Here is a 20,670-nt window from a genome sequence, read left to right as displayed (position 1 = left end):
GCGCAAGACCCTGCGCCAGACCGCGCCACCGCGCCCAACCCACCACCCGTGGCGCATTCCGGCGCCGCCCTCGCCATCGCCCCGACCACCACGCCGCCCGACACCCAGACCGACCCGGAACACCAAAACCTCGAGGCGTGGGAAGAGTTTTGACCACAATCAAATCGGGAACTTATGATGCAAGAAAAAACCCGTGTGCTGATCGTTGATGACAGTGCTTCGATGCGCGCCCTCATCCGACAGGTGTTGCAAGACGCGGCAGATATTGCCGTTGTTGGCCAAGCCGCCTCTGCGCAAGAAGCGCGCGACCTGATAAAGAAACACAACCCGGATGTTCTGACATTGGATGTCGAAATGCCGGGCATGGACGGCATCGCGTTCTTGGAAAAGCTGATGAGACTACGTCCCATGCCTGTCGTCATGCTTTCATCCTTCACACCGGCAAACAGTGATCTTGCACTGGCTGCCTTGTCGATGGGCGCGGTCGATTGTGTTGAAAAGCCCGCCTTTGCAGATTTGGGACGATTCCGTCGCCGTCTTGCACAGGCAATTCGTCTGGCAGCCACGGTTGCACCACACTCTGCCGCTGGACGCACGCTTACACAGCTTTCCGGTGTCCAAGAGGGCAAATGGAATGGAAGCGCGGTCTTGATCGGCGCATCAACGGGCGGGGTTGATGCGCTGGAAACCGTGCTCTCTGGTTTTCCCGCGATGTGTCCGCCCACCTTGATCGTCCAACACATGCCGGCACTGTTCTTAGAGAGGTTTGCCGACCGTCTGAACGAACATGTGCTGCCACATGTGAGCATTGCACAGCACGGTCAGAGTGTTGGCTGCGGTGAAGTGATCCTGGCACCCGGAGAAAACACCCACCTGATGCTCAGGCCAGGGCGAAGCTTCGTCGTCGACCTCGTGCAGGGTCCAAAGCAGAACGGTCACCGACCGTCCGTAGATGCTCTGATGCGCAGCGCAGTTCCTGTCGCCTCGCGCGTTGTCGGGGTCGTGTTGACGGGAATGGGGCGCGACGGTGCGCAAGGCATGGCGCAACTGCGCGCGCAGGGTGCGAAATGCGCCGCGCAGAATGAAGCAAGCTCTGTCGTGTTTGGGATGCCCCGCGCCGCGATCGCCCAAGACGGCGTTGATCGTGTTTTGCCTCTGTCTGAAATTGCCAGATGGGTTCTCCGTGCCACCTTCGATCCCCAAACGACACAGGCTTTTTCATGAACCAGATTAGTTTTCCCCACGCGCGGTTGCAAAAGACCTATATCTGCCAAGGTGAGTTTGCGATCCTGAAGCAGAGTGACAGCTGTATTTCAACCCTGCTCGGATCTTGTGTGTCGGCCTGCATTTGGGATCCACAGGAAATGGTAGGAGGGATGAACCATGTGCTTTTCGTCGGCGGCTATAGTGACGCCGAGGAGCATTTTGGCTATGGCGTGAATGGTATGGAGCTTTTGATAAATGGCCTGCTAAAAGCCGGCGCGCGGCGTCAAAATATGCGCGCAAAGGTCTTTGGAGGCGCGCAAATGTTTGACGGGCTATCAGATGCAGGATCGCGAAATGGCGAGTTCGTTCTAGATTTCTTGTCGCGTGAAAGCATCGCCTATGTTGGCGGGGATATTGGTGGCGTGAAAGCACGTCAGGTCGAATTCCACCCAGCGACAGGGCGTGCGCGCCAGAAACTGATCAATGATCGGGTGTGTGCCGCCCCAGTATTGCAAGATACTGGCACAGGGATCGAGCTTTTCTAAGGGTATCAACCAGCGACCGGTGAAGAAGCGCCTTCGGGCAAGTGGATTTCGGGTTTTCCTACACCTGCATCAAAACAGATCCACCTCGCCAGATTTGTTTGCGTTGTTGTGTGTTTGGCCAGAGGGAAACAGCCGTGCTTTTAAGCTGGCGAGTTTCAAAGCATCAGCAAGATCCTTGTGCTGCAGTGCGTGTTCTTCCGTGCTGCTGTCGAGTCGGTCGATGAACGCGGCCAGATCGCAAAGCGTCTGTTCCATCCGGTCAATAACCTGCAGCAAATGCATTTCAGTCGGTAGACCAACTGGGGGTGTCACTACTAACAGATCGCTCAACCCGTCCTGAATGACGTGGCAATCCGCATTCAGCTGATCCAACTCGATCTTGAACCGTTGAAGGGTGGTCGCATTCGACGGGTCGCCGACGCGCGCCAGATCGTCAAAGCCGGTGGGGTCATCCATAGCGTTATAGTCGCCCGACAATCGCTTCGACGGCTTTTCTGAGGTCGTCAGGTTCGAAGGGTTTCTTCACAAAGTTGTTCATGCCCAGCCGTTTGCCATGTTCGATGATTTGCCGGTCAGCCTTGCCCGTTATCAACAAGAAACCAACACCCTTGGTTTTAGGGGCGCTGCGTAGCGCATGCAGGAGCTGCAACCCGTTCATGCCAGGCATATTCATGTCGCTGATGACCAAATGAACGGGCCATGTAGCAATTTTTTGCAGCGCGCTGGTGCCATCGACTGCGGTTTCAACCTGGCGAATGCCGAAACCTTCCAGGGCTTGTGTAATCAAGCCACGACTTGTTGACATGTCATCTACGACGATTGTTCTGAGTTGGTCTCGGAGAGCCATTGAAGTCCCTTCTCATTCGGGGGTGGCGGAGGCTACGTGTCGATAGGTGGTCGTGCCGCTGGTGTGAAACGCCAAGACAGCGGGTTCAGAAAGGCGTTCGGAATGCCCAAGGATCAAGTGCCCATCATCGGTCAAAATCTTTGTGAACCGTTCCCAGAGTTGGTCTTGCGTGTCCTGGTCGAAATAGATCACAACATTGCGGCAGAAAATCACGTCGAATTTCCCAGTCATGGGCCAAGGAGAAAGCAGGTTGAGTTCGCGATAGCTAATCAGATCGCGAACTGATTTCGATGCGCGCCAAGACACGCCATCTTCGCCTGTAACCTGATCGAAGAATCGATCTCGGTTTTGGGGAGGCAAGCCGCTGATCATCCGGTCGGGATACGTGCCTGAAGCGGCGAATCGGATCACGTTTGGGTCGATGTCCGTGGCCAGAATTTTCACATCTCCATTAGGGCGCACCACCCCATGGTCGATCAAGGTCATTGCAATCGACAATGGTTCTTGACCGTTTGAACAACCGGCCGACCAAATGCGAACGCGATCCCCGCGTTCCTGTTTGGCGACCAGCGCGGGGCCGATATCCTTTGCGAGCGCCGAGAAGTGGTGGGGTTCGCGAAAGAAACTTGAGACATTTGTTGTCAGCACCGATATGAACTCACCCCGTTCGGTCGCGTCCGTCGCGTCGGAAACAAGGGCCAGATAGTCCTCAAAACTGCTAAGCCCAAGCCGGCGCAGGCGTGTGGTCAGGCGCGTCTGAAGCATAGCAAACTTCTGGGGCTCGATCGAAAGACCCGCTTCCTGGCGCGCAATGTCGGCCAGCTTCCGAAACGTTTCGGTCTGCTGATGCGCCAAGGGTGTCCGTGTCAGCGGATTTCGGGAAGCGCTAATGCTCATGCGGCCTCCTCACTCATCGTTGGTAACACGCTGTCCAGATCAAGAATGCGGATCATGCGGTCTTCGAATATGGTGAGGGCAGAGACGAATTGGTTTTCCGCATCCGCCTGCATGTCTGGTGGGGGTTGAAGGTCATCAGCAGCCACCGACAAGATGTCAGAGACGGCGTCAACCAGCAGTCCCAGTGTCTTGTCGCCGATGGCAACGACGATGATGACATTGCGGGCAAGTTCGGCGGAACGATCCATTCCAAGGCGAAGCGATAGGTCCAGAATTGGCAGGACGGTGCCGCGCAGGTTGATGACACCAAGCACATAGGACGGTGATCTTGGCAGAGGCGTGGCCTTGCTGGCGCTGCGTATTTCACGCACACTCATGATGTCGACGGAGTAGTCTTGATCCCCAACAATAAACGACAGAAGTTCGGTCTCTTTCTCGGCCTGCGCTGCGCAAAGGGCTTGGTCAGTTTCATCCATTGCATGCTCCTACTTCGTGCTGTTCCAGGGATGGTGGCCGTGTTCTCCATTCTGAATTTGCTATTAAATCAATGGGATCAAGGATCAGGGCGATTTGCCCGTCGCCAAGTATCGTTGCTGCCGCAATGCCGGGAATGCGGCCATAACTGTCTTGCAGTCCTTTGATGACGACCTGTCTTTGGTCTTCGATCGCGTCGACGATGATCGCGGCTTTCGAGCCGTCTTCGGTCGCAACCAGAAGCATCACGCAGCCAACATAGCTTTGAAGAGGGGCACGGTAGCCAAGTTCCGCGCCAAGATCCAACATCGCCACAAAGCTGTCACGGATGCAGATCACATTCGTCTCGGGACCAAAGGCGCGTATATCGTTGGCGGACAGCGTTTGGGTTTCCAAAATCGCATTCAGGGGAACCAACAAAGTCTGATCCGCGACGCGCACGACCATTCCGTCCAGGACAGCCAATGTCAGCGGTAACGAAATCGAGAAAGTGGTGCCCATCCCCGGTGTCGATGCGATTGATATCCGCCCCCCCAGCGCTTGAATTGCGCTGCGCACCACGTCCATGCCGACGCCGCGGCCAGACAGGTTGGACACTTCGGTCGCAGTCGAGAACCCCGGCAAGAACAGAAGGTTGTCAATCTCGGAATCGGTCAGGTCGGCGTCTTTCGGAACCAGACCTTTGCTGATCGCGATGCTTTGAACTTTTGGCCGGTTGATACCGTTACCGTCATCGCGAACCTCAATCACCACCCGGCCGGAACGGTGCGCGGCGGTAAGCTCTATCGTCCCTTCAGCCGGTTTACCTGCAGCAACACGGTCCGCATCGGTTTCAAGCCCATGATCAACGGCGTTGCGGATCATGTGTGTCAGCGGGTCGGCAAGACGTTCGATGACGGTTTTGTCGACTTCGGTATTTTCGCCATCGGTTCGCAAGCGCACGGATTTTCCGATATCGCGAGACGCTTCTCGGACGATACGGCTCATTCTTTGAAACAGGGACTTCACCGGTTGCGCGCGGATCAGCATGACGCTTTCCTGTATGTCGCGCGTTAGCTGCAGGAATTCTTCCAGCCCGGTATGAACTGAAGTGTTCGCTGACAGACCGGCGGCGTCTACACTTTGCGACAGCATGGCTTGGTTGATTACAAGCTCTCCGACGAGATTGACCAGTCGGTCGACGCGTTCAAGCTCTACCCGAACGGTCGCCCGTGGCGCTTCACGGCGCGTGTCATTCGCAGGTGCTGGCGCGGTGGCTTGGGTGACTGGTGACGGAGAAGGAGCGGGAGAAGGGAGAGCAAGCTCGAGGTTTGGCGCGACCTCAGGGTCTGGTGGGCTGATCGCGAGGTCTGCCCCGATGCTGTCACATAGGGTGGGCTGAGCGGTGCCCAAAGTGGTGATTTCGAGCGTGCAGATTCCTTCGACGAACTCAAAAACCTCGCTGAGGCAAGCCTCATCCTTTGTCGTTTGGATCTGGATTTCCCAGCACAGATAACCAGCTTCCGGGTCAAGGTCTTCAAGCGGCGGAACAGCGTTATCGTCGCAGCTTACCTGCACCGTGCCAAGTTCGCTCAGGGCAGACAGCAGGAAAACCGGTTCATTTCCAAGCGTGTAGAGCGCCTGTTGCGGGACAAAGCGGATCAGATAGGTTTTTGCAGTGTCGTCAGGGCCGCCTGCCAGCGGTGGTAGGCCATCGGTGGTCAGAGGCATGTCGTCCAGATCTGGCAAATCGAGTGAAACGGCCATTGGCTGAAAATCTACTGCGTCGTCGGTGTCTTCCTCATCCGCCGGGATCAGTTGGTCCAGCGCTGTTAAAACAGGTTGGACGCTGGCGATATCATGGGCGACGCCGTCGCGGGATTCACGCACAAGGTCCGACAGCACATCGCCACATTGGTAAAACAGCGCCAGCAGGGACTGGTCGATCTGCATCCGGTCAGCGCGCAATTCGTCCAGAACGGTTTCGAACCGATGGGCAAAATCCACAAGCTGCGTCAGGCCAAAGGCGCCCGCGCCGCCCTTGATGGAGTGAACCGCGCGGAAAATCACATTGACCGTGTCGCTGTCCTGCTCTCCGTTTTCGATCAGTTGCAGTCCATCCTGAAGCGCCTCCAGCAGCTCATCGCATTCTATGAAGAAGGACGCTTTTATTTCCGCCATCGGGTCAGCCATTGGATGTCCCCGCGACCATTTTTAGTGCTTTGACCAGCTTTTGCGGGTCAAACGGTTTGACGATCCAGCCTGTCGCACCCGCCTGACGCGCGCGGGTTTTCATGTCGTCAGCGCTTTCGGTTGTCAAAACGAGGATCGGGATCGCGCGACAGTCTGTGCGGGCGCGCACGGCGTCGATCAGACCGAACCCATCCATGCGCGGCATGTTGATATCGGTGATGATCGCATCCGGGGTGGGCATGCCGTCCAGCACCTCGAGCGCGTGAACTCCGTCATCGGCAAGATGGGTGGCAATCCCAGCATTGGTCAGGGTCAACCGCACCATATCGCGCATTGTGCGGCTGTCATCCACGGCAAGCACTTGCAATGTCATGTCGTTCCCTCTGCTTGGGTTAGTGTTTCGGGCGTGAAACCAAGCAATCGCAGCTGTTCCATGCCGTCCGGGGTCACATTCACCAAGGACAGGCGATGTCGGCTGGACGCCCAGCTGAGCGCGGCGGAGCGGATCAATTGCACTGACAACGCGCCGAAATGGGTCACATCCTGTGCGTCCAGAGCAACATCCTGACCTCGCAGATCAAGGATTTGTTCGCGCACGCCATCCAGCGCGTGCAGGTCGAGCTTGGGGGCCAAGGCGAGGGTGGTGAGGGTCATCGCAGACCCCGCATGGCGAATTCAAACCGAGTGTTCACGTGCTGCCCTTTCATCCTTCCGTTTCAAAAGGAATAGGGCATGGACCGTTAAGAATGGCTTACGCGCGCAGAGAATTTCGACCGGGCCGCAAACACGGCTAGCTTTGATGGTCTGATCCGGCAAGGAAATGAGCAAGCCCGGACAGCGCAGCGTAGTCATCCGACACCAGGCTGATCGAAAACCCGTCAAGGAAGGGGCCAAACCGTCCCTTGTCGCTGAAGGCTGCATCAAACCCCATCGGGGCAAGCCATGGCGCAATCGCGCGCGCCATACCGCCGACAAGGAAAATTCCACCAAACGGCAAAAGCGTCAGCGCAAGGTCACCGATCACGCCGCCCATGGCGCGCACGAAAAGCGCCAGCGACTGTTGGGCCACCGGGTCGCCCGCGTCGGCGGCGGCAAATATCTGCGTTGTGGTTGCTGTCCCGGCACCGCCCGCCCGCGCGGCGGCAAAGGCATAGCAGTGCTCCAGACCGCGGCCTGACAGAGCATCTTCGACCGCCGCGTGACCCAGCTTTGAGGTCAGATAGCGCGACAGATCCCATAGATCGGTGTCGACTGACGGCAATGTCACATGCCCGGCCTCGGACGGAGGGACAAGGCGTCCCTTCGCGGTTTGAAAGACGGGTGCGCAATTGAAACCGGTGCCTATGCCGACAACCAGCATTGCAGCCTGTGCGGAGGTCTCGGACCCTGTCTTCAGAACCATCAGATCCTCTGGCGCGATATGTCCAAGGGCGTGACCCTGTGCCTGTAGGTCGTTCACAACGGCTGATCGCGCCGCCCCGCTGAGCCGCGCAAGCGTTTCTTTGTCGAGCTTCCAGTTTAGGTTCGTCAGCTGCCCGGCACCATCCTTCACGGGTCCCGCTATGGCCACCGCAGCCCCGCTGCAGGTCGGCGATCCCTGACGGTCCAGATAGGAGGCAAGCAGCGCCTCAAGCCCCTCGTGGTCCAGATTGCGGTGCTTTACGATCGTGTCGGGCAAAATCGTCGTGCCCTTCGCCAAGGCGACGCGGGTATTCGTGCCGCCGACATCGGCAAGAAGTGAGTATTCGGTCATGGGCACGACAAGGCCTCTCTGAGGGTGTGATATGATGCTTTTGGCTGGCGTTCGAGCGTTTCGAAATCGACATGGACCAGCCCAAACCGAGGTGCATAGCCCAAGGCCCATTCATAATTGTCCAGAAGAGACCAGGTAAAGTAGCCTTTCACCGGAAGCCCTTTGGCAATCGCTCTGCGCACGACCTCCAGATGGGCGCCCAGATAGGCGGTCCTGTCGGGATCATGGGTCGGGTTGCCCTCTTGCTCAATCACGCCGGCCATACCGTTCTCTGTCACATAAAGCGGCAAGTCGCCGGTATAGTCTTGCACGACCATCTCCAGAAAATGGGCAAGGCCGTCAGGGTAGATTTCCCACCCCATGGCGGTTTTCGGCAAGGAGCCGTCATGTTCGCAGGTGCCGGGCCACGGGGCAGGTGCGCCGTCCACCGGGGCAGCGGGACCATAGAGCTTGCGCGTGTAGTAATTCACTCCGATCCAGTCGAGCGGTGCGGTAATTGTCGGAAAGTCATCTTGCCACCCATGCGGCAGATGCGGTTCAATCCCGTCCAGCACCTCGTCGGGATAAACGCCTTTGGTCATTCCAGAAATGAAAAACCGGTTATAGATCGCATCCTGAACGCGCGCTGCGCGATGGGCGTCGTCGCTGTCATCGACGGGGGCTGCGTATTCCATGTTGCACACGGCCCCAAGGTTGGACATGCCCAAACCTCGCATGACCTCGATCGCACGGCCATGGGCCAGCAGCACATGGTGCATCGCGCGGGCGGTCGCGCGAATGTCGCGCAGACCGGGGGCGTGATGGCCTTCGAAGTGGCTGAGCCACGACACGCACCACGGCTCATTGATCGGAGCGGCGGACCAGACGCGATCGCCGATGCGCGACATGATCACGTTGGTAAAATCAGCAAACCAATGCGCGATATCGCGATTGCGCCAGCCCCCCAGATCGGCCAGCGGCGAAGGCAGTTCCCAGTGATACAGCGTTGCCGCTGGTTTGATCCCCCGCTCCAGCATCCCGTCCACCAGACGATCATAGAAATCCAGCCCGGCCGTGTTGGGCGTGCCGCGCCCCTCGGGCAGCACACGCGCCCACGAGGTCGAGAAACGGTAAGCGTCGAACCCTGCGTCCCGCACAAGGTCCAGATCCTCGGCCCACCGATCCAGATGGTCGCAGGCGATGGCCCCGTTCGTGGCACCAGCCACATTGCCGGGTGTAGCAGCGAAATCGTCCCAATGGGTGCGCCCGGCACCGCCTTTGGCATGCCCTTCGATCTGATAGGCAGATGTGGCCGTCCCGAACTGAAAACCTTCAGGAAAATCAGCACGTTTCGGGAGCATATTCATCCCCTTCACTGGCTGGTGCCATGTGGGTGAGTGGCGTGATCGGACCTTCCTGCAATGGGCGGTCGTGGCGCGGGTCCGGTCGACAAGCCCAGGGTCAATTCAGCCTCCAGCAGGATCTCGCGGGGTCGGTCGTGACCTTGAATGATGTCGATCAGCATTTGCGCGGCCTGCCGACCGGCTTCGCGCACCGATGACCGGGTCGACGTATAGACCGGAATGTTCGCGCCATTGCGAAAATAGCTCAGATCATCGTCATAGGTGATCAGCGACACATCCCGTCCCATCGTCAGTCCCAGCTCCTCGATCCCGCGCCGCACGCCGATGGCGGTGATCATCGAGCTGACAAGAATGGCGCTGGGAGGCTCAGGGCGGGCCAGAAGGGCGCGCGTGATGTCATGCCCCTGTGCTTCGGTCATCTCGCCGGAAAACATCAAGGCGGGATCTGGCGCGATGCCGCGCGCCTCAAGTGCTGCCAGATACCCGGCCCGGCGGCGGATCGCAAAATCCATATGCTCCAGCCCGTTGACCAGCGAAATTCGTGTGTGCCCCAGATCCAGCAAGAAATCCGTCGCCCGCTGGAACGCGTGTGTGTTGTTGACATCAATCCAGGCATAAGGCGCGACCGACTGAGAGCTGCGGCCATGCACGACGAATGGGATCTGCAACTCGGTCAGCAACGGAATGCGCGGGTCTTGCAGCGTTGGGGCGTGTAGCATGATCCCATCGACGTTTCGTTTCGTGCGAAACTCACGGTAGGCCTGATCTTCGTCTTCGTCCGACACGACGGACAGCAGCATGTCATAGCCATTGCGGGAATAAACCTCGCCGGCGCCCGCGGTGAAGTCAGCGAAAACGGGGTTCACCATCTCGTGCTTTGCGCTGATCGGGATCACGTGCCCGATGGCCATTGCCCGCCCGGTGGCCAGCGACCGCGCGCGGGTGTTTGGGGCATAGCCATGTTCTGCGGCGGCGGCGGCAACCTTTTTGCGGGTTGCTTCGGATACCTCAGGATACCCATTCAACGCGCGGCTGATGGTGGTCGGGGACAGGCCCAGAAGTTGCGAGAGCTCTTTTAGGGTCATGGTGCGCGCAGCAGCTTTCAAAGCGGTTTGAACGTTCCGAGGTTAGCCACGACGTCCAAGCGCGTCAAAGCAATATTACAAAACTTCGGGGAAAATGCGCATATTTGCAAAGAAAACTGGTTGCGCTAGCAGCATCATTGACAGGCTTCGCGTTCTGGGCGAGGCTGAGTTATTCAAAGCGCTTTGGGGACGCTGGCGAATCTGTCGTTACCTGATGCGATTTGGCGAAATCATATGGCGCTTAGGCGTCGAGGCCGGGGCATCCGGTCTCATTTACCTGGGAAGCCCGTTTGGGCTGTAGGGAGGAAAAAGATGAAGAACGTGTTTTACGCCAGCGCCGCAGCGCTTGCGCTTACGGCTGGAATTGCGCAGGCGGACAACCACCTCAAATTCGCGCCGGGTGAAGGGACTTTCAGCTGGGACAGTTTCGAAGCGCTGAAGTCGATGGATTTGTCGGGTGAGGTGATCACCATTCTGGGGCCTTGGATCGGTGCCGATAAGGATTTGGTCGATAGCGTCCTTCACTATTTCGAAGAGGCCACCGGCGCGGACGTGCATTATGCCGGGTCCGACAGTTTCGAACAGCAGATCGTCATTGATACCGAAGCAGGCAGCCCGCCCAATATCGCGGTGTTCCCGCAGCCGGGCCTTGCCGCAGACCTTGCGTCGAAAGGCTTTCTGGCACCACTGCCCGAAGGCACGGATGACTGGGTGCGCGACAACTATGCCGCCGGACAAAGCTGGGTCGATCTTGGCACCTATAGCGACAAGGACGGCAACCCGGCCCATTTCGGGTTCTTCTATAAAGTCGATCTGAAATCGCTGGTTTGGTATGTGCCCGAAAACTTCGAAGATGCAGGCTATGATGTGCCGCAATCCATGGAAGAGTTGAAGGCGCTGTCCGATCAGATCGTCGAGGATGGTGGCGTTCCGTGGTGCATCGGCTTGGGGTCAGGCGGGGCCACTGGTTGGCCTGCGACCGACTGGGTCGAGGACATGATGCTGCGCACGCAATCGCCAGAAGACTATGATGCGTGGGTGTCCAACGACCTGAAATTCGATGACCCCAAGGTCGTCGGTGCGATCGAAGAGTTTGGCGCCTTTGCGCGCAATGATGCCTATGTGTCGGGCGGGGCAGGGGCTGTGGCAACCACAGATTTCCGCGACAGCCCGCAGGGCCTGTTTGCGTCGCCGCCGCAGTGCTACATGCACCGTCAGGCCAGCTTTATTCCCAGCTTCTTCCCCGAAGGCACCGAAGTGGGTGTCGATGCGGATTTCTTCTATTTCCCGGCCTATGCGGAAAAAGACCTTGGCAAACCGGTGCTGGGTGCCGGCACACTTTGGGCGATTACGGATGACAGCAAGGGCGCGCAGGCGTTCATGGACTTCCTGAAATCCCCGATCGCACATGAGGTCTGGATGGCGCAGAAGGGCTTCTTGACCCCGCATAAGGGTGTGAACACCGGCGTCTATACAGACCCGACCGTGGCCAAGATGAATGACATCCTGCTGAACGCGGATACGTTCAGGTTTGACGGCTCTGACCTGATGCCGGGCGCGATCGGTGCCGGGGTCTTCTGGACGGGCATGGTGGATTATGCTGGCGGTAAGGATGCAGGCGAAGTGGCTGCGTCGATCCAGTCCACCTGGGATTCGATCAAGTAAGCCCAACGTGAAACAAGTGGGTTTGGCCGATCTGTCGGCCAAACCCCTGCCACAACAGCACCGTGCGCGGTGACAGGAGGAGCCATGAACCAGCTGTTCTTTGCAGTCTCTACAATCATCGTCGGCGTGTTTGGCTGTGTCGCTTACTTCTATTTCTCGAACATCGTTCTGGACCGCGTCTTTCCAGCCCGAGGACCCAATGCTGGTCGCAACATCAACCGTTCCACGGCTATCCGGCCATGGCTGTTTGTGTTGCCTGCCCTTTTGGTGCTTGGCCTTTACCTCGTCTATCCCGTCTTCTCGACGTTCTTTTTGTCGATGCGCGACACCTCGGGTGACTTCGTCGGGGCGCAAAACTACGTCTGGCTCGCCGGCGACGAGAAATTTCGCGAAAGCCTTGGCAACAACCTTCTGTGGTTGGTGATCGTGCCGGCGGCCTCGACCTTTTTCGGCCTCGTCGCCGCAGGACTGACCGACCGCATCAAATGGGGATCACTGGCGCAAAGCCTTATCTTCATGCCGATGGCAATCAGCTTTGTCGGCGCCTCGGTCATCTGGAAGTTTATCTATGACTATCGCGGCGAAAATCAGGGCGAGCAGATTGGCCTGTTGAATGCCTTGGTGCAGGCGATGGGCGGGGACGCGCAGGCCTGGATCACGTTGCCGTTCTGGAACAATATCTTCCTGATGGTGATCCTGATCTGGATCCAGACGGGCTTTGCCATGGTCATTCTGTCGGCGGCCCTGAAGGGGATCAGCGAAGAAACCATCGAAGCCGCCTATCTGGACGGTGCGACGCCGCTGCAAATCTTCTTCAAAATCAAGATCCCGCAAATCTGGGGCACCATCGCCGTGGTCTGGACGACGATTACGGTAACCGTCCTGAAGGTCTTTGACATCGTCTTTGCGATGACCAACGGCCAATGGGGCACTCAGGTTCTGGCCAACCTCATGTATGACTGGATGTTTCGCGGGTCGCCCGATTTCGGGCGCGGATCGGCGATTGTCATGGTGATCATGCTGTTGGTGACACCCGTTATGGTCTGGAACATTTCGAACGCACATAAGGAGAACCGCTGATGGAAATGGCTGGCACCCGATCCCGCCTGACATGGGCGGTCAACCTGTCCGTGGGCTTTCTTGTCCTGCTGTGGATCATCCCGACCTTTGGCCTTCTGGTCAGCTCATTTCGGGATCGTGACGCGATCTCGACCTCGGGCTGGTGGACGGCGATGTCTGCCTCGGAACGTAACGCGATCGTGCGCGCGGATGCCCCCGACAATGCCGTGCAGGACGGCGCGGTCTGGGTCGTGACCGGCAATGCCTTCGACAGCGGCGCGGGCAATGTGACCGCCTTTGGCATCACCTCGCGCGAACCAGAGGCATTCGCCCCGGGCGAGGTCGCCACGCACCCAAAGGGCCATGAGATCACCGTCGCGGCCAACGGTGACTACCGCATCAGCTACGCCGAAAAGCCCGAGGGCAGTCGCGGTCAGCGCCTGTTTGTGCGCGCCGAGGCGCCGCCCAGCTTCACCTTCGACAATTACCGCGAGGTCTTGTTCGCCGAGGGGATGGGCAAAAGCCTTCTCAACACGTTCACGGTGACCATCCCGGCAACCATCATTCCGATCCTGATCGCAGCCTTCGCAGCCTATGCGCTGGCCTGGATGGAAATGCCGGGACGCGCGCTGTTGATTGCCGGCATCGTCGGTCTTCTGGTCGTGCCCCTTCAGGTCGCCTTTATCCCGCTGCTAAAGCTTCACAACGGGGTCGGGCTTGGCAAGGGTTATCTGGGAATTTGGCTGGCCCATACCGGGTTTGGTTTGCCCTTGGCGATCTTCCTGTTGCGCAACTACATGGTCGGGTTGCCGGGCGAGATCATTGAAAGCGCGCGCGTTGATGGCGCCTCGGATTTCGACATCTTTCGCAAGATCATCCTGCCGCTCAGCTTTCCGGCGCTGGCTTCATTCGCGATTTTCCAGTTCCTGTGGGTCTGGAACGACCTGTTGGTGGCCAAGGTGTTCCTTGGGTCTGGCGAGAACGAACTGGTCATGACCGGACGGATCGTCGAGCTGCTTGGGTCACGTGGCGGCGATTGGGAAATCCTTGCGGCCTCGGCCTTTGTGTCGATTGCGGTGCCGATCGCGGTGTTTTTCGGACTTCAACGTTATCTCGTGCGCGGCCTGCTGGCCGGCTCGGTCAAAGGAGGCTGAGATTTGAACGCGACTTTAATAAAAAGTGACCTGATCGGGCTTGCCAAGGATCAAGACTGGTGGCGCGGGGCTGTGATCTATCAAATCTATCCGCGCAGTTTTCAGGACGATACCGGGGACGGGATCGGGGATTTGCGCGGCATCACCCGCCGTCTTCCCTATATCGCCAGCCTCGGGGTGGATGCGATCTGGATTTCGCCCTTCTTCACCTCGCCGATGAAGGATTTCGGGTATGACGTGTCGGACTATTGCGACGTGGACCCGATGTTTGGCACGCTGGCGGATTTCGACGCGCTTGTGCATGCGGCGCATGTGCACGGACTGAAAGTGATGATCGACCTGGTGCTCAGCCACAGCTCGGATCAGCACCCTTGGTTTGGCGAAAGCCGTGCGGACCGGTACAATGACAAGGCCAACTGGTATGTCTGGGCAGATGCCAAACCCGACGGCACCCCGCCCAACAACTGGTTGTCGATCTTTGGCGGATCGGCTTGGTCGTGGGATGCGCGCCGGTGCCAGTATTACCTGCACAATTTCCTTGTGTCGCAGCCCGACCTGAATTTCCATGAACCCAAAGTGCAAGACGCGCTGCTGGACGTGGCGCGGTTCTGGTTGGAGCGCGGCGTGGATGGGTTCCGTCTGGATACGATCAATTTCTACACCCACGACGCCCAATTGCGTGACAACCCCCCGTTGCCGGTTGAAGCGCGCAATGCCTCCATCGCGCCTGCGGTGAACCCGTATAACCATCAAGAACACCTCTATGACAAGAACCGGCCCGAGACGCTGGAGTTCTTGCGCAAACTGCGCGCGCTAATGGACCCTTACGGGGCCGCCGCGGTCGGCGAAGTGGGTGACGCGCAACGCGGGTTGGAGATCATGGGCGAATACACTGCGGGCGATGACCTTGTGCAGATGTGTTATGCCTTCGAGCTTTTGTCCGGTGAGCAGCCTGACGCCGCCCATGTCGCCGAGGTGATGGACCACGTGGCACGTGTCGCCAGCGATGGTTGGGCTTGCTGGGCCTATTCCAACCACGACGTGGTGCGCCATGCGACCCGCTGGAACCTGACCGAGGACGCCCAACGGCTGTTTGCCACGCTTCTGATGTGCCTGCGCGGCTCGGCTTGCATCTATCAGGGCGAGGAACTGGGGCTGACCGAAGCAAGCGTCGCCTTTGACGACCTGCAAGACCCTTACGGCATCGAGTTCTGGCCCGAATTCAAGGGCCGCGATGGGTGTCGCACGCCGATGGTCTGGGAGGCGTCAAACCAAAACGGTGGGTTTTCGACCGCCGCCAAACCTTGGCTGCCGGTCGCGCACGAACATCTTGCAATGTCGGTCGAGCAAGCCGAACGCGACCCGCATTGCCTTCTTGATCACTACCGCCACGCCATCGCGTTGCGGCGCGCCCACCCGGCTCTTGCGAAGGGCGCGATGCAACAGATGCGCGCTGATGGTGCGGTTTTGCAGTTTCGGCGAAAAATGCAGGCAGACGAACTGTTGTGCCTCTTTAACATCGGACCGGACACCGCATCGGTCGCGCTGCCTGCGGGCAAGTGGGCCGTTGTGGATGCCGTGCCGAAAGCGACCAAGATCGAGGGCAAGACAGTCACGCTTGCCGGCTGGCAATCGCTTGTGATGAAACCCGAGGGGGACGAATGAATGGCTGATCTGAAGCTGACAGATGTCGACAAGACCTATGGCAAGGTGAATGTCCTGCGCGACATTGACCTGACCATAAAGACCGGCGAATTGATTGTCTTTGTCGGTCCCTCGGGCTGCGGCAAGTCCACGCTTTTGCGAATGATCGCGGGGCTTGAGAAGATCACCGCGGGCACGCTGGAAATCGACGGTGAGGTGGTCAACGATGTGCCGCCCAGCCAACGCGGCATCGCGATGGTGTTTCAGTCCTATGCGCTGTATCCACACATGACCGTGCGCGACAACATGGCATTTGCACTGAACATCGCGAAAAAGCCGAAGGCCGAGATTAACGCCGCTGTGGAAAAAGCCGCCAAGGCGCTGCAACTGGATCCCTATCTGGACCGTTTGCCCAAGGCACTGTCGGGCGGGCAACGCCAGCGGGTCGCGATCGGGCGGGCCATTGTGCGCGACCCCAAGGTTTATCTGTTCGACGAGCCGCTTTCAAACCTTGACGCTGCCCTGCGCGTCGCCACCCGGATCGAAATCTCGCAACTGAAAGAGGCAATGCCAGACAGCACGATGATCTACGTGACCCATGATCAGGTCGAGGCGATGACGCTGGCCGACCGTATCGTGGTGCTGGCCAACAAAGGCATCGCGCAGGTCGGCAGCCCGTTGGAGCTTTACGAACGCCCCCGCACCGAGTTTGTGGCGCAATTTATTGGCTCTCCCGCGATGAACCTTCTGCCCGGCAAGATCACCGGGACAGGCGCGCAGACCGAGGTGACGCTGGACGCCGGCGGCGTCGCGCGCGCTGACATTCCCACCACCTCCGATGACATGGGCAAGCTGGTCAACCTTGGTATCCGGCCCGAGGATTTCGTGCAGACCGATGGCGACGCGATCTTCACCGGTGCCGCCGAAATTGTCGAAGCATTGGGCGAAGTCACGCTGCTTTACCTGCCCGCCAAAATGTCAGTGGGCGAGGGCGCGGACAGCGCCAACCAAACCCACCTGATCGCCAAGGTGCCCGGCATCCACGATGACCTGAAGGGCAAGACGGTCAAACTGACTGCAGACCCATCGAAGCTACAGATTTTTCATGACGGTGTGACGATGCAATCGTAGGGTCTGATCCGCGCGATGATCGGGCGCATCTTGCCCATCCGCGCCCCTGTTGATATTGCGGGGGCAGGTTTTCGGACAAGGGACGCACCCATGCGGGCAGAGGCTCAGAACAACGTTGACGCAATCGAAAAATCTCTGGCGCTGTTGCGTCAGCGGATCGGTTGGGACACGGCGGAACATCGGTTGGAGGAATTCAACGCGATGACCGAAGACCCGGACCTGTGGAACGACCCGGACCGCGCGCAGAAGCTGATGCGCGAACGACAGGCGTTGATGGATTCTGTCAACAGTTACAAAGAGATGGCGCAGGATCTTCAGGATAATGTGGACCTGATCGAACTGGGCGAAATGGAAGAGGATGACGAGGTTGTCTCGGATGCCGAAGCGGCGCTGGCCAAGCTTGTGAAGAAAGCTGCCGCCGCCGAGTTGGAAGCGCTCTTGGACGGCGAAGCGGACGCGAACGATACATTTCTTGAGATCAACGCAGGCGCAGGCGGCACGGAAAGCTGTGACTGGGCGTCGATGCTGGCACGCATGTATGTCCGCTGGGCCGAAAAACAGGGTTACAAGGTCGAACTACAATCAGAAAGTGCGGGCGACGAGGCAGGGATCAAATCTGCTGCCTACAAAATTTCTGGCCATAACGCCTATGGCTGGCTGAAATCGGAAAGCGGTGTGCATCGTCTTGTGCGCATCTCGCCTTATGACAGTGCTGCCAAACGGCACACGTCTTTCAGCTCGGTCTGGGTCTATCCGGTGGTGGATGACAATATCGAGATTGATGTGAACCCTTCGGATATCCGCATCGACACCTATCGGTCCTCGGGCGCGGGCGGGCAGCACGTCAACACGACGGATTCGGCCGTGCGCATCACCCACATACCCACCGGCATCGTCGTCACCAGTTCCGAGAAGTCGCAACACCAGAACCGTGACATCGCCATGAAGGCCCTGAAATCGCGGCTGTATCAGATGGAGCTGGACAAGCGGAACGCCGCGATCAACGAGGCCCATGAAAACAAGGGCGATGCGGGCTGGGGCAACCAGATCCGGTCTTACGTACTGCAACCTTATCAGATGGTAAAAGACCTGCGCACAGGGCACGAAACCTCAGACACTAAGGGGGTTCTGGATGGTGATCTGGATGCGTTCATGGCCGCCGTTCTGGCTCAGGACGTGGCCGGGAAAAGTCGCGCGGAAGCCAACGCCGAGGAATAAGCGGTGCGCGATCGCGGCGACATCACACTTGAACCCCAAAACACCACGCATGCAGAGGGTCTGTTTGCGGCGCTCTCTGACCCTCGGATCTTTCGGTATTTGGATGAAAACCCGCCACTGTCCGTCACGGCCGTCAAGAACCGCATTGCGCGACTGATGGCCGGCGGGCCGCCTGACGGGTCAGAAATCTGGCTGAACTGGTGTGTGGTCCAAGGCGCTTCGATTGTCGGCTATACACAAGCCACATTGCCGCGCGACGGCCATGCCAGCATCGCCTATGTCCTGTCGCCAGAGGTTTGGGGAACCGGCGTTGCCCAAGTCGCTGTCGAGATGATGATCAACGAACTGCGATCACGACATAGCGTCTCAACCTTGGTCGCGGATACCGATCAAGGCAACATCGCGTCGCAACGCCTTTTGCTGCGCATGGGATTTGCCGAAACACACCGGGACGGGCGCGACGTTTTTTACAAACGCGACGCGGATATCGCTGGCTGAAACAACAGGCCGCACAGGCGTAGCCAATACCTTGGTCAGCCGTCGATCCGCGCGCCGATGATGGCAATGGCCTGCTGGTAGACCGTGGCCGCGTTCCATTGCTTGATCACGTTGAAGTTCGGCTGCCCCTGCTGGTATCCCTTGCCGGGCTTCCACCCTTTCTTTCGCAGGAAGTTTGCGGTCGACGCTAGCGCATCCGCCAGATTGTAAAGATCAACGCGCCCGTCGCCTGACGCATCAACACCGTATTTGAAGGCGTTGCCCGGAAGAAATTGGGTGTGTCCCAGCTCTCCGTGCTTTGCACCGCGGGTGTTGGCGGTGATCGTGCCGCGGTCGACAAGTTTCAACGCGCCGATGGCATGTGGCGTGAAGAACTCAGAACGACGGCAGTCATAGGCAAGGGTCGTGATCGCAGAGACGACCGAGGTATCTCCCATAAAGCCACCAAAGCCGGTCTCCATCCCGTGGATCGCGAGTAAAACACCGGCGGGCACGCCATACCCCTTTTCCAGCGCCTGGTAGAACCCAGGATTACGCGCTTTGCGTTTGCGCCCTTGGGCAATGATCGTTTCTGCCCCGCGCACTTGCATGAACTTGGAGAGCGAATATTTAAACGACCGTTGATTGCGGTCCGCGCGGATGGTCGCGGTCGAATAGCTTGCCGAAGCCAGCGCCTGCAAGCCGCGCTGGCCGACGCCTGCTGACTTGGCCTCTGCGGCGAAGCTTGCTTTCCAGGTCTCAAACCCGCTTGCAGTGTTTCCGCAGGTCGCCCCAAGGGCAAATCCAAAGCTTAGGGTGAGGGCGATGCCAGCATGTGCCAGCGTCCGAAAAATAGACATTTGCAATGACTCGTTTAGAAAGATGAACGGCTCCGATATTCGTGTTTATAGCATAACCGCCCCACACGACGCGGTTTTTCTGCGACACTGATCCAAGCAGAGACTGTGACCAAGCGCAGGTCAAGGTTTGTTTTTCGCGCACACGGGCCTGCGAAACTTTCACATGTTCACAAGCTTGACGAATGGCCTGCCACTCGCGACACTCTTTCCACGCGCGCGAACGCCAACAGATACGTGCAGGGAGAAGTCATGTCAGATAGCACCCATTTGGAGGCCTCGGCGCCCCCAAATATCGAAAACATCACGTTCAGCGACATCGTTGCCGCGCTCAATGCTGGCGCGCGGGATTTTGCGCGGGCGCCGGCCTTTGGTCTGTTCTTCGCCGGCTTCTATGTCGTCATGGGAATCGTGATCTACCTTCAGCTTGATGTGTTGGATCAAAGCTACTGGATCATCCCGGTGGGCTTGGGCTTTCCGCTGCTCGCGCCGTTTCTGGCCGTCGGCCTTTACGAGGTCAGTCGTCGACTGGAAAGCGGACAAGCCTTGGATTGGGCGCAAATTCTGGGCGTGGTGTTCAACCAGAAGGATCGACAGTTTCCGTCGATCGCGATGGTGATCATTATGATCTTCATGTTCTGGGTGTTCGTGGCCCATTTGGTCTTTGCCATCTTCATGGGGCTTGAGCCGCTGACCAACATCACAACGAACTGGCAGGATGCGCTGCTGAACCGCAATGGCATTACCATGTTGGTCGTGGGCACTGGGGTGGGGGCGGTTCTGTCTTTCTGCCTGTTTTCGCTGACCGTGACCAGCTTGCCCCTGCTGCTGGACCGCGAGATCGACTTCATCTCCGCGATGATCTATTCGTTCCAATCGGTTTTGCAAAACCTGGTGCCGATGCTGCTCTGGGGCGTGATTGTCAGCGTCGGCATGGTCCTGGCAATGTTGCCCTTCTTTCTAGGACTGTTCGTGGTGCTTCCCATCTTCGGGCATGCCACATGGCACCTGTATCGCCGTGTCATGAGCTTCGAGGCGGACTGACCCCAACGACAGCGCGGGCAGGTGGAACACACCAGACCACAGGCCCCGACATGCACAGCGGGTCGACCAGCGCGCTCAGCCGGATCAGGACGCCGGAAA

Annotated in this window: 21 protein-coding genes; 10 read left to right on the top strand and 11 right to left on the bottom strand. The window is 58.5% G+C overall.

The annotated features are described in order from the left end of the window. Positions 1 to 177: 177 nt before the first annotated feature. Positions 178 to 1,224, top strand: coding sequence for a chemotaxis response regulator protein-glutamate methylesterase (locus tag Q0864_RS14800; RefSeq protein ID WP_298571205.1), 1,047 nt, complete (start codon positions 178 to 180; stop codon positions 1,222 to 1,224). Then, the gene (locus Q0864_RS14795; RefSeq protein WP_298571204.1) at positions 1,221 to 1,751 is read left to right on the top strand and encodes a chemotaxis protein CheD; all 531 of its coding nucleotides are present in this window, start codon (positions 1,221 to 1,223) and stop codon (positions 1,749 to 1,751) included. Before Q0864_RS14800 ends, Q0864_RS14795 begins: the two co-directional genes overlap by 4 nt. A 69-nt stretch (positions 1,752 to 1,820) precedes the next feature. On the opposite strand, the gene Q0864_RS14790 is transcribed toward Q0864_RS14795, so the two are convergent. The 10 genes from Q0864_RS14790 to Q0864_RS14745 all read right to left on the bottom strand — a co-directional run bounded on the left by Q0864_RS14790 (position 1,821) and on the right by Q0864_RS14745 (position 10,322). Further along, positions 1,821 to 2,207 carry a hypothetical protein gene (locus Q0864_RS14790; protein ID WP_298571203.1) on the bottom strand — a complete coding sequence of 129 codons (387 nt, stop codon included), beginning with the start codon at positions 2,205 to 2,207 and terminating at the stop codon, positions 1,821 to 1,823. A 4-nt stretch (positions 2,208 to 2,211) separates the two neighbouring features. After that, positions 2,212 to 2,598, bottom strand: a complete 387-nt coding sequence (locus tag Q0864_RS14785) for a response regulator (protein ID WP_298571202.1) — start codon at positions 2,596 to 2,598, stop codon at positions 2,212 to 2,214. 12 nt (positions 2,599 to 2,610) lie between these two features. Beyond that, complete coding sequence (locus Q0864_RS14780) at positions 2,611 to 3,495, bottom strand: protein-glutamate O-methyltransferase CheR (protein WP_298571201.1); 885 nt, start codon at positions 3,493 to 3,495, stop codon at positions 2,611 to 2,613. Further along, positions 3,492 to 3,971, bottom strand: a complete 480-nt coding sequence (locus tag Q0864_RS14775) for a chemotaxis protein CheW (protein WP_298571200.1) — start codon at positions 3,969 to 3,971, stop codon at positions 3,492 to 3,494. Before Q0864_RS14775 ends, Q0864_RS14780 begins: the two co-directional genes overlap by 4 nt. After that, the gene (locus Q0864_RS14770; protein WP_298571199.1) at positions 3,964 to 6,141 is read right to left on the bottom strand and encodes a chemotaxis protein CheA; all 2,178 of its coding nucleotides are present in this window, start codon (positions 6,139 to 6,141) and stop codon (positions 3,964 to 3,966) included. Before Q0864_RS14770 ends, Q0864_RS14775 begins: the two co-directional genes overlap by 8 nt. Further along, positions 6,134 to 6,514, bottom strand: a complete 381-nt coding sequence (locus Q0864_RS14765) for a response regulator (protein WP_298571198.1) — start codon at positions 6,512 to 6,514, stop codon at positions 6,134 to 6,136. Before Q0864_RS14765 ends, Q0864_RS14770 begins: the two co-directional genes overlap by 8 nt. Beyond that, complete coding sequence (locus tag Q0864_RS14760) at positions 6,511 to 6,795, bottom strand: STAS domain-containing protein (RefSeq protein ID WP_298571197.1); 285 nt, start codon at positions 6,793 to 6,795, stop codon at positions 6,511 to 6,513. Before Q0864_RS14760 ends, Q0864_RS14765 begins: the two co-directional genes overlap by 4 nt. A 136-nt stretch (positions 6,796 to 6,931) precedes the next feature. Beyond that, positions 6,932 to 7,894, bottom strand: coding sequence for an ROK family protein (locus Q0864_RS14755; protein WP_298571196.1), 963 nt, complete (start codon positions 7,892 to 7,894; stop codon positions 6,932 to 6,934). After that, positions 7,891 to 9,234 (bottom strand): GH1 family beta-glucosidase, encoded by a 1,344-nt coding sequence (locus Q0864_RS14750; RefSeq protein WP_298571195.1) that lies wholly within the window; start codon positions 9,232 to 9,234, stop codon positions 7,891 to 7,893. Before Q0864_RS14750 ends, Q0864_RS14755 begins: the two co-directional genes overlap by 4 nt. 11 nt (positions 9,235 to 9,245) lie before the next feature. Further along, on the bottom strand, positions 9,246 to 10,322 hold the full coding sequence (locus Q0864_RS14745) for a substrate-binding domain-containing protein (RefSeq protein WP_298571194.1): 1,077 nt from the start codon (positions 10,320 to 10,322) through the stop codon (positions 9,246 to 9,248). Between the two features lie 312 nt (positions 10,323 to 10,634). Here Q0864_RS14745 and Q0864_RS14740 point away from each other — a divergent pair, with 312 nt between their 5' ends. From Q0864_RS14740 to Q0864_RS14710, 7 genes are all read left to right on the top strand, one after another. Beyond that, the gene (locus Q0864_RS14740; RefSeq protein ID WP_298571193.1) at positions 10,635 to 11,987 is read left to right on the top strand and encodes an ABC transporter substrate-binding protein; all 1,353 of its coding nucleotides are present in this window, start codon (positions 10,635 to 10,637) and stop codon (positions 11,985 to 11,987) included. Between the two features lie 84 nt (positions 11,988 to 12,071). Next, positions 12,072 to 13,067: a sugar ABC transporter permease gene (locus Q0864_RS14735; protein WP_298571192.1), complete on the top strand. Its 996-nt coding sequence runs from the start codon at positions 12,072 to 12,074 to the stop codon at positions 13,065 to 13,067. Continuing rightward, entirely contained in the window at positions 13,064 to 14,200 is a 1,137-nt protein-coding gene (locus tag Q0864_RS14730; protein ID WP_298571215.1) for a carbohydrate ABC transporter permease, read from the top strand. The genes Q0864_RS14735 and Q0864_RS14730 overlap by 4 nt, the downstream gene beginning before the upstream one ends. 3 nt (positions 14,201 to 14,203) lie before the next feature. Beyond that, complete coding sequence (locus Q0864_RS14725) at positions 14,204 to 15,865, top strand: alpha-amylase family glycosyl hydrolase (RefSeq protein WP_298571191.1); 1,662 nt, start codon at positions 14,204 to 14,206, stop codon at positions 15,863 to 15,865. After that, positions 15,866 to 16,975 (top strand): sn-glycerol-3-phosphate ABC transporter ATP-binding protein UgpC, encoded by a 1,110-nt coding sequence (gene ugpC / locus Q0864_RS14720; protein ID WP_298571190.1) that lies wholly within the window; start codon positions 15,866 to 15,868, stop codon positions 16,973 to 16,975. A gap of 90 nt (positions 16,976 to 17,065) precedes the next feature. Continuing rightward, positions 17,066 to 18,193 (top strand): peptide chain release factor 2, encoded by a 1,128-nt coding sequence (gene prfB, locus Q0864_RS14715; protein ID WP_298571189.1) that lies wholly within the window; start codon positions 17,066 to 17,068, stop codon positions 18,191 to 18,193. 3 nt (positions 18,194 to 18,196) lie between these two features. Next, a complete protein-coding gene (locus tag Q0864_RS14710; RefSeq protein ID WP_298571188.1) occupies positions 18,197 to 18,691 on the top strand; it encodes a GNAT family N-acetyltransferase in 495 nt (164 codons plus the stop codon). Positions 18,692 to 18,726: 35 nt separating this feature from the next. On the opposite strand, the gene Q0864_RS14705 is transcribed toward Q0864_RS14710, so the two are convergent. Then, complete coding sequence (locus Q0864_RS14705) at positions 18,727 to 19,530, bottom strand: lytic murein transglycosylase (protein ID WP_298571187.1); 804 nt, start codon at positions 19,528 to 19,530, stop codon at positions 18,727 to 18,729. Between the two features lie 249 nt (positions 19,531 to 19,779). On the opposite strand from Q0864_RS14705, the gene Q0864_RS14700 reads away from it, so the two are divergent. Beyond that, on the top strand, positions 19,780 to 20,571 hold the full coding sequence (locus tag Q0864_RS14700; protein WP_298571186.1) for a DUF2189 domain-containing protein: 792 nt from the start codon (positions 19,780 to 19,782) through the stop codon (positions 20,569 to 20,571). Positions 20,572 to 20,670 lie beyond the last annotated feature (99 nt).

The sequence above is a fragment of the uncultured Aliiroseovarius sp. genome, from assembly GCF_947497285.1.
Taxonomy (GTDB): Bacteria; Pseudomonadota; Alphaproteobacteria; order Rhodobacterales; family Rhodobacteraceae; genus Aliiroseovarius.
This window is presented reverse-complemented; position numbering and strand designations above follow the sequence as displayed.

What these genes read in the sequence shown, in the direction of transcription:
- Q0864_RS14765 (WP_298571198.1), bottom strand. Translation starts at nt 6,514, where the DNA reads ATGACATTGCAAGTGCTTGCCGTGGATGACAGCCGCACAATGCGCGAT.
- ugpC (WP_298571190.1), top strand. Translation starts at nt 15,866, where the DNA reads ATGGCTGATCTGAAGCTGACAGATGTCGACAAGACCTATGGCAAGGTG.
- Q0864_RS14760 (WP_298571197.1), bottom strand. Translation starts at nt 6,795, where the DNA reads ATGACCCTCACCACCCTCGCCTTGGCCCCCAAGCTCGACCTGCACGCG.
- Q0864_RS14785 (WP_298571202.1), bottom strand. Translation starts at nt 2,598, where the DNA reads ATGGCTCTCCGAGACCAACTCAGAACAATCGTCGTAGATGACATGTCA.
- Q0864_RS14795 (WP_298571204.1), top strand. Translation starts at nt 1,221, where the DNA reads ATGAACCAGATTAGTTTTCCCCACGCGCGGTTGCAAAAGACCTATATC.
- Q0864_RS14775 (WP_298571200.1), bottom strand. Translation starts at nt 3,971, where the DNA reads ATGGATGAAACTGACCAAGCCCTTTGCGCAGCGCAGGCCGAGAAAGAG.
- Q0864_RS14790 (WP_298571203.1), bottom strand. Translation starts at nt 2,207, where the DNA reads ATGGATGACCCCACCGGCTTTGACGATCTGGCGCGCGTCGGCGACCCG.
- Q0864_RS14735 (WP_298571192.1), top strand. Translation starts at nt 12,072, where the DNA reads ATGAACCAGCTGTTCTTTGCAGTCTCTACAATCATCGTCGGCGTGTTT.
- Q0864_RS14745 (WP_298571194.1), bottom strand. Translation starts at nt 10,322, where the DNA reads ATGACCCTAAAAGAGCTCTCGCAACTTCTGGGCCTGTCCCCGACCACC.
- Q0864_RS14700 (WP_298571186.1), top strand. Translation starts at nt 19,780, where the DNA reads ATGTCAGATAGCACCCATTTGGAGGCCTCGGCGCCCCCAAATATCGAA.
- Q0864_RS14780 (WP_298571201.1), bottom strand. Translation starts at nt 3,495, where the DNA reads ATGAGCATTAGCGCTTCCCGAAATCCGCTGACACGGACACCCTTGGCG.
- Q0864_RS14800 (WP_298571205.1), top strand. Translation starts at nt 178, where the DNA reads ATGCAAGAAAAAACCCGTGTGCTGATCGTTGATGACAGTGCTTCGATG.
- Q0864_RS14740 (WP_298571193.1), top strand. Translation starts at nt 10,635, where the DNA reads ATGAAGAACGTGTTTTACGCCAGCGCCGCAGCGCTTGCGCTTACGGCT.
- Q0864_RS14705 (WP_298571187.1), bottom strand. Translation starts at nt 19,530, where the DNA reads ATGTCTATTTTTCGGACGCTGGCACATGCTGGCATCGCCCTCACCCTA.
- Q0864_RS14755 (WP_298571196.1), bottom strand. Translation starts at nt 7,894, where the DNA reads ATGACCGAATACTCACTTCTTGCCGATGTCGGCGGCACGAATACCCGC.
- Q0864_RS14750 (WP_298571195.1), bottom strand. Translation starts at nt 9,234, where the DNA reads ATGCTCCCGAAACGTGCTGATTTTCCTGAAGGTTTTCAGTTCGGGACG.
- Q0864_RS14770 (WP_298571199.1), bottom strand. Translation starts at nt 6,141, where the DNA reads ATGGCTGACCCGATGGCGGAAATAAAAGCGTCCTTCTTCATAGAATGC.
- prfB (WP_298571189.1), top strand. Translation starts at nt 17,066, where the DNA reads ATGCGGGCAGAGGCTCAGAACAACGTTGACGCAATCGAAAAATCTCTG.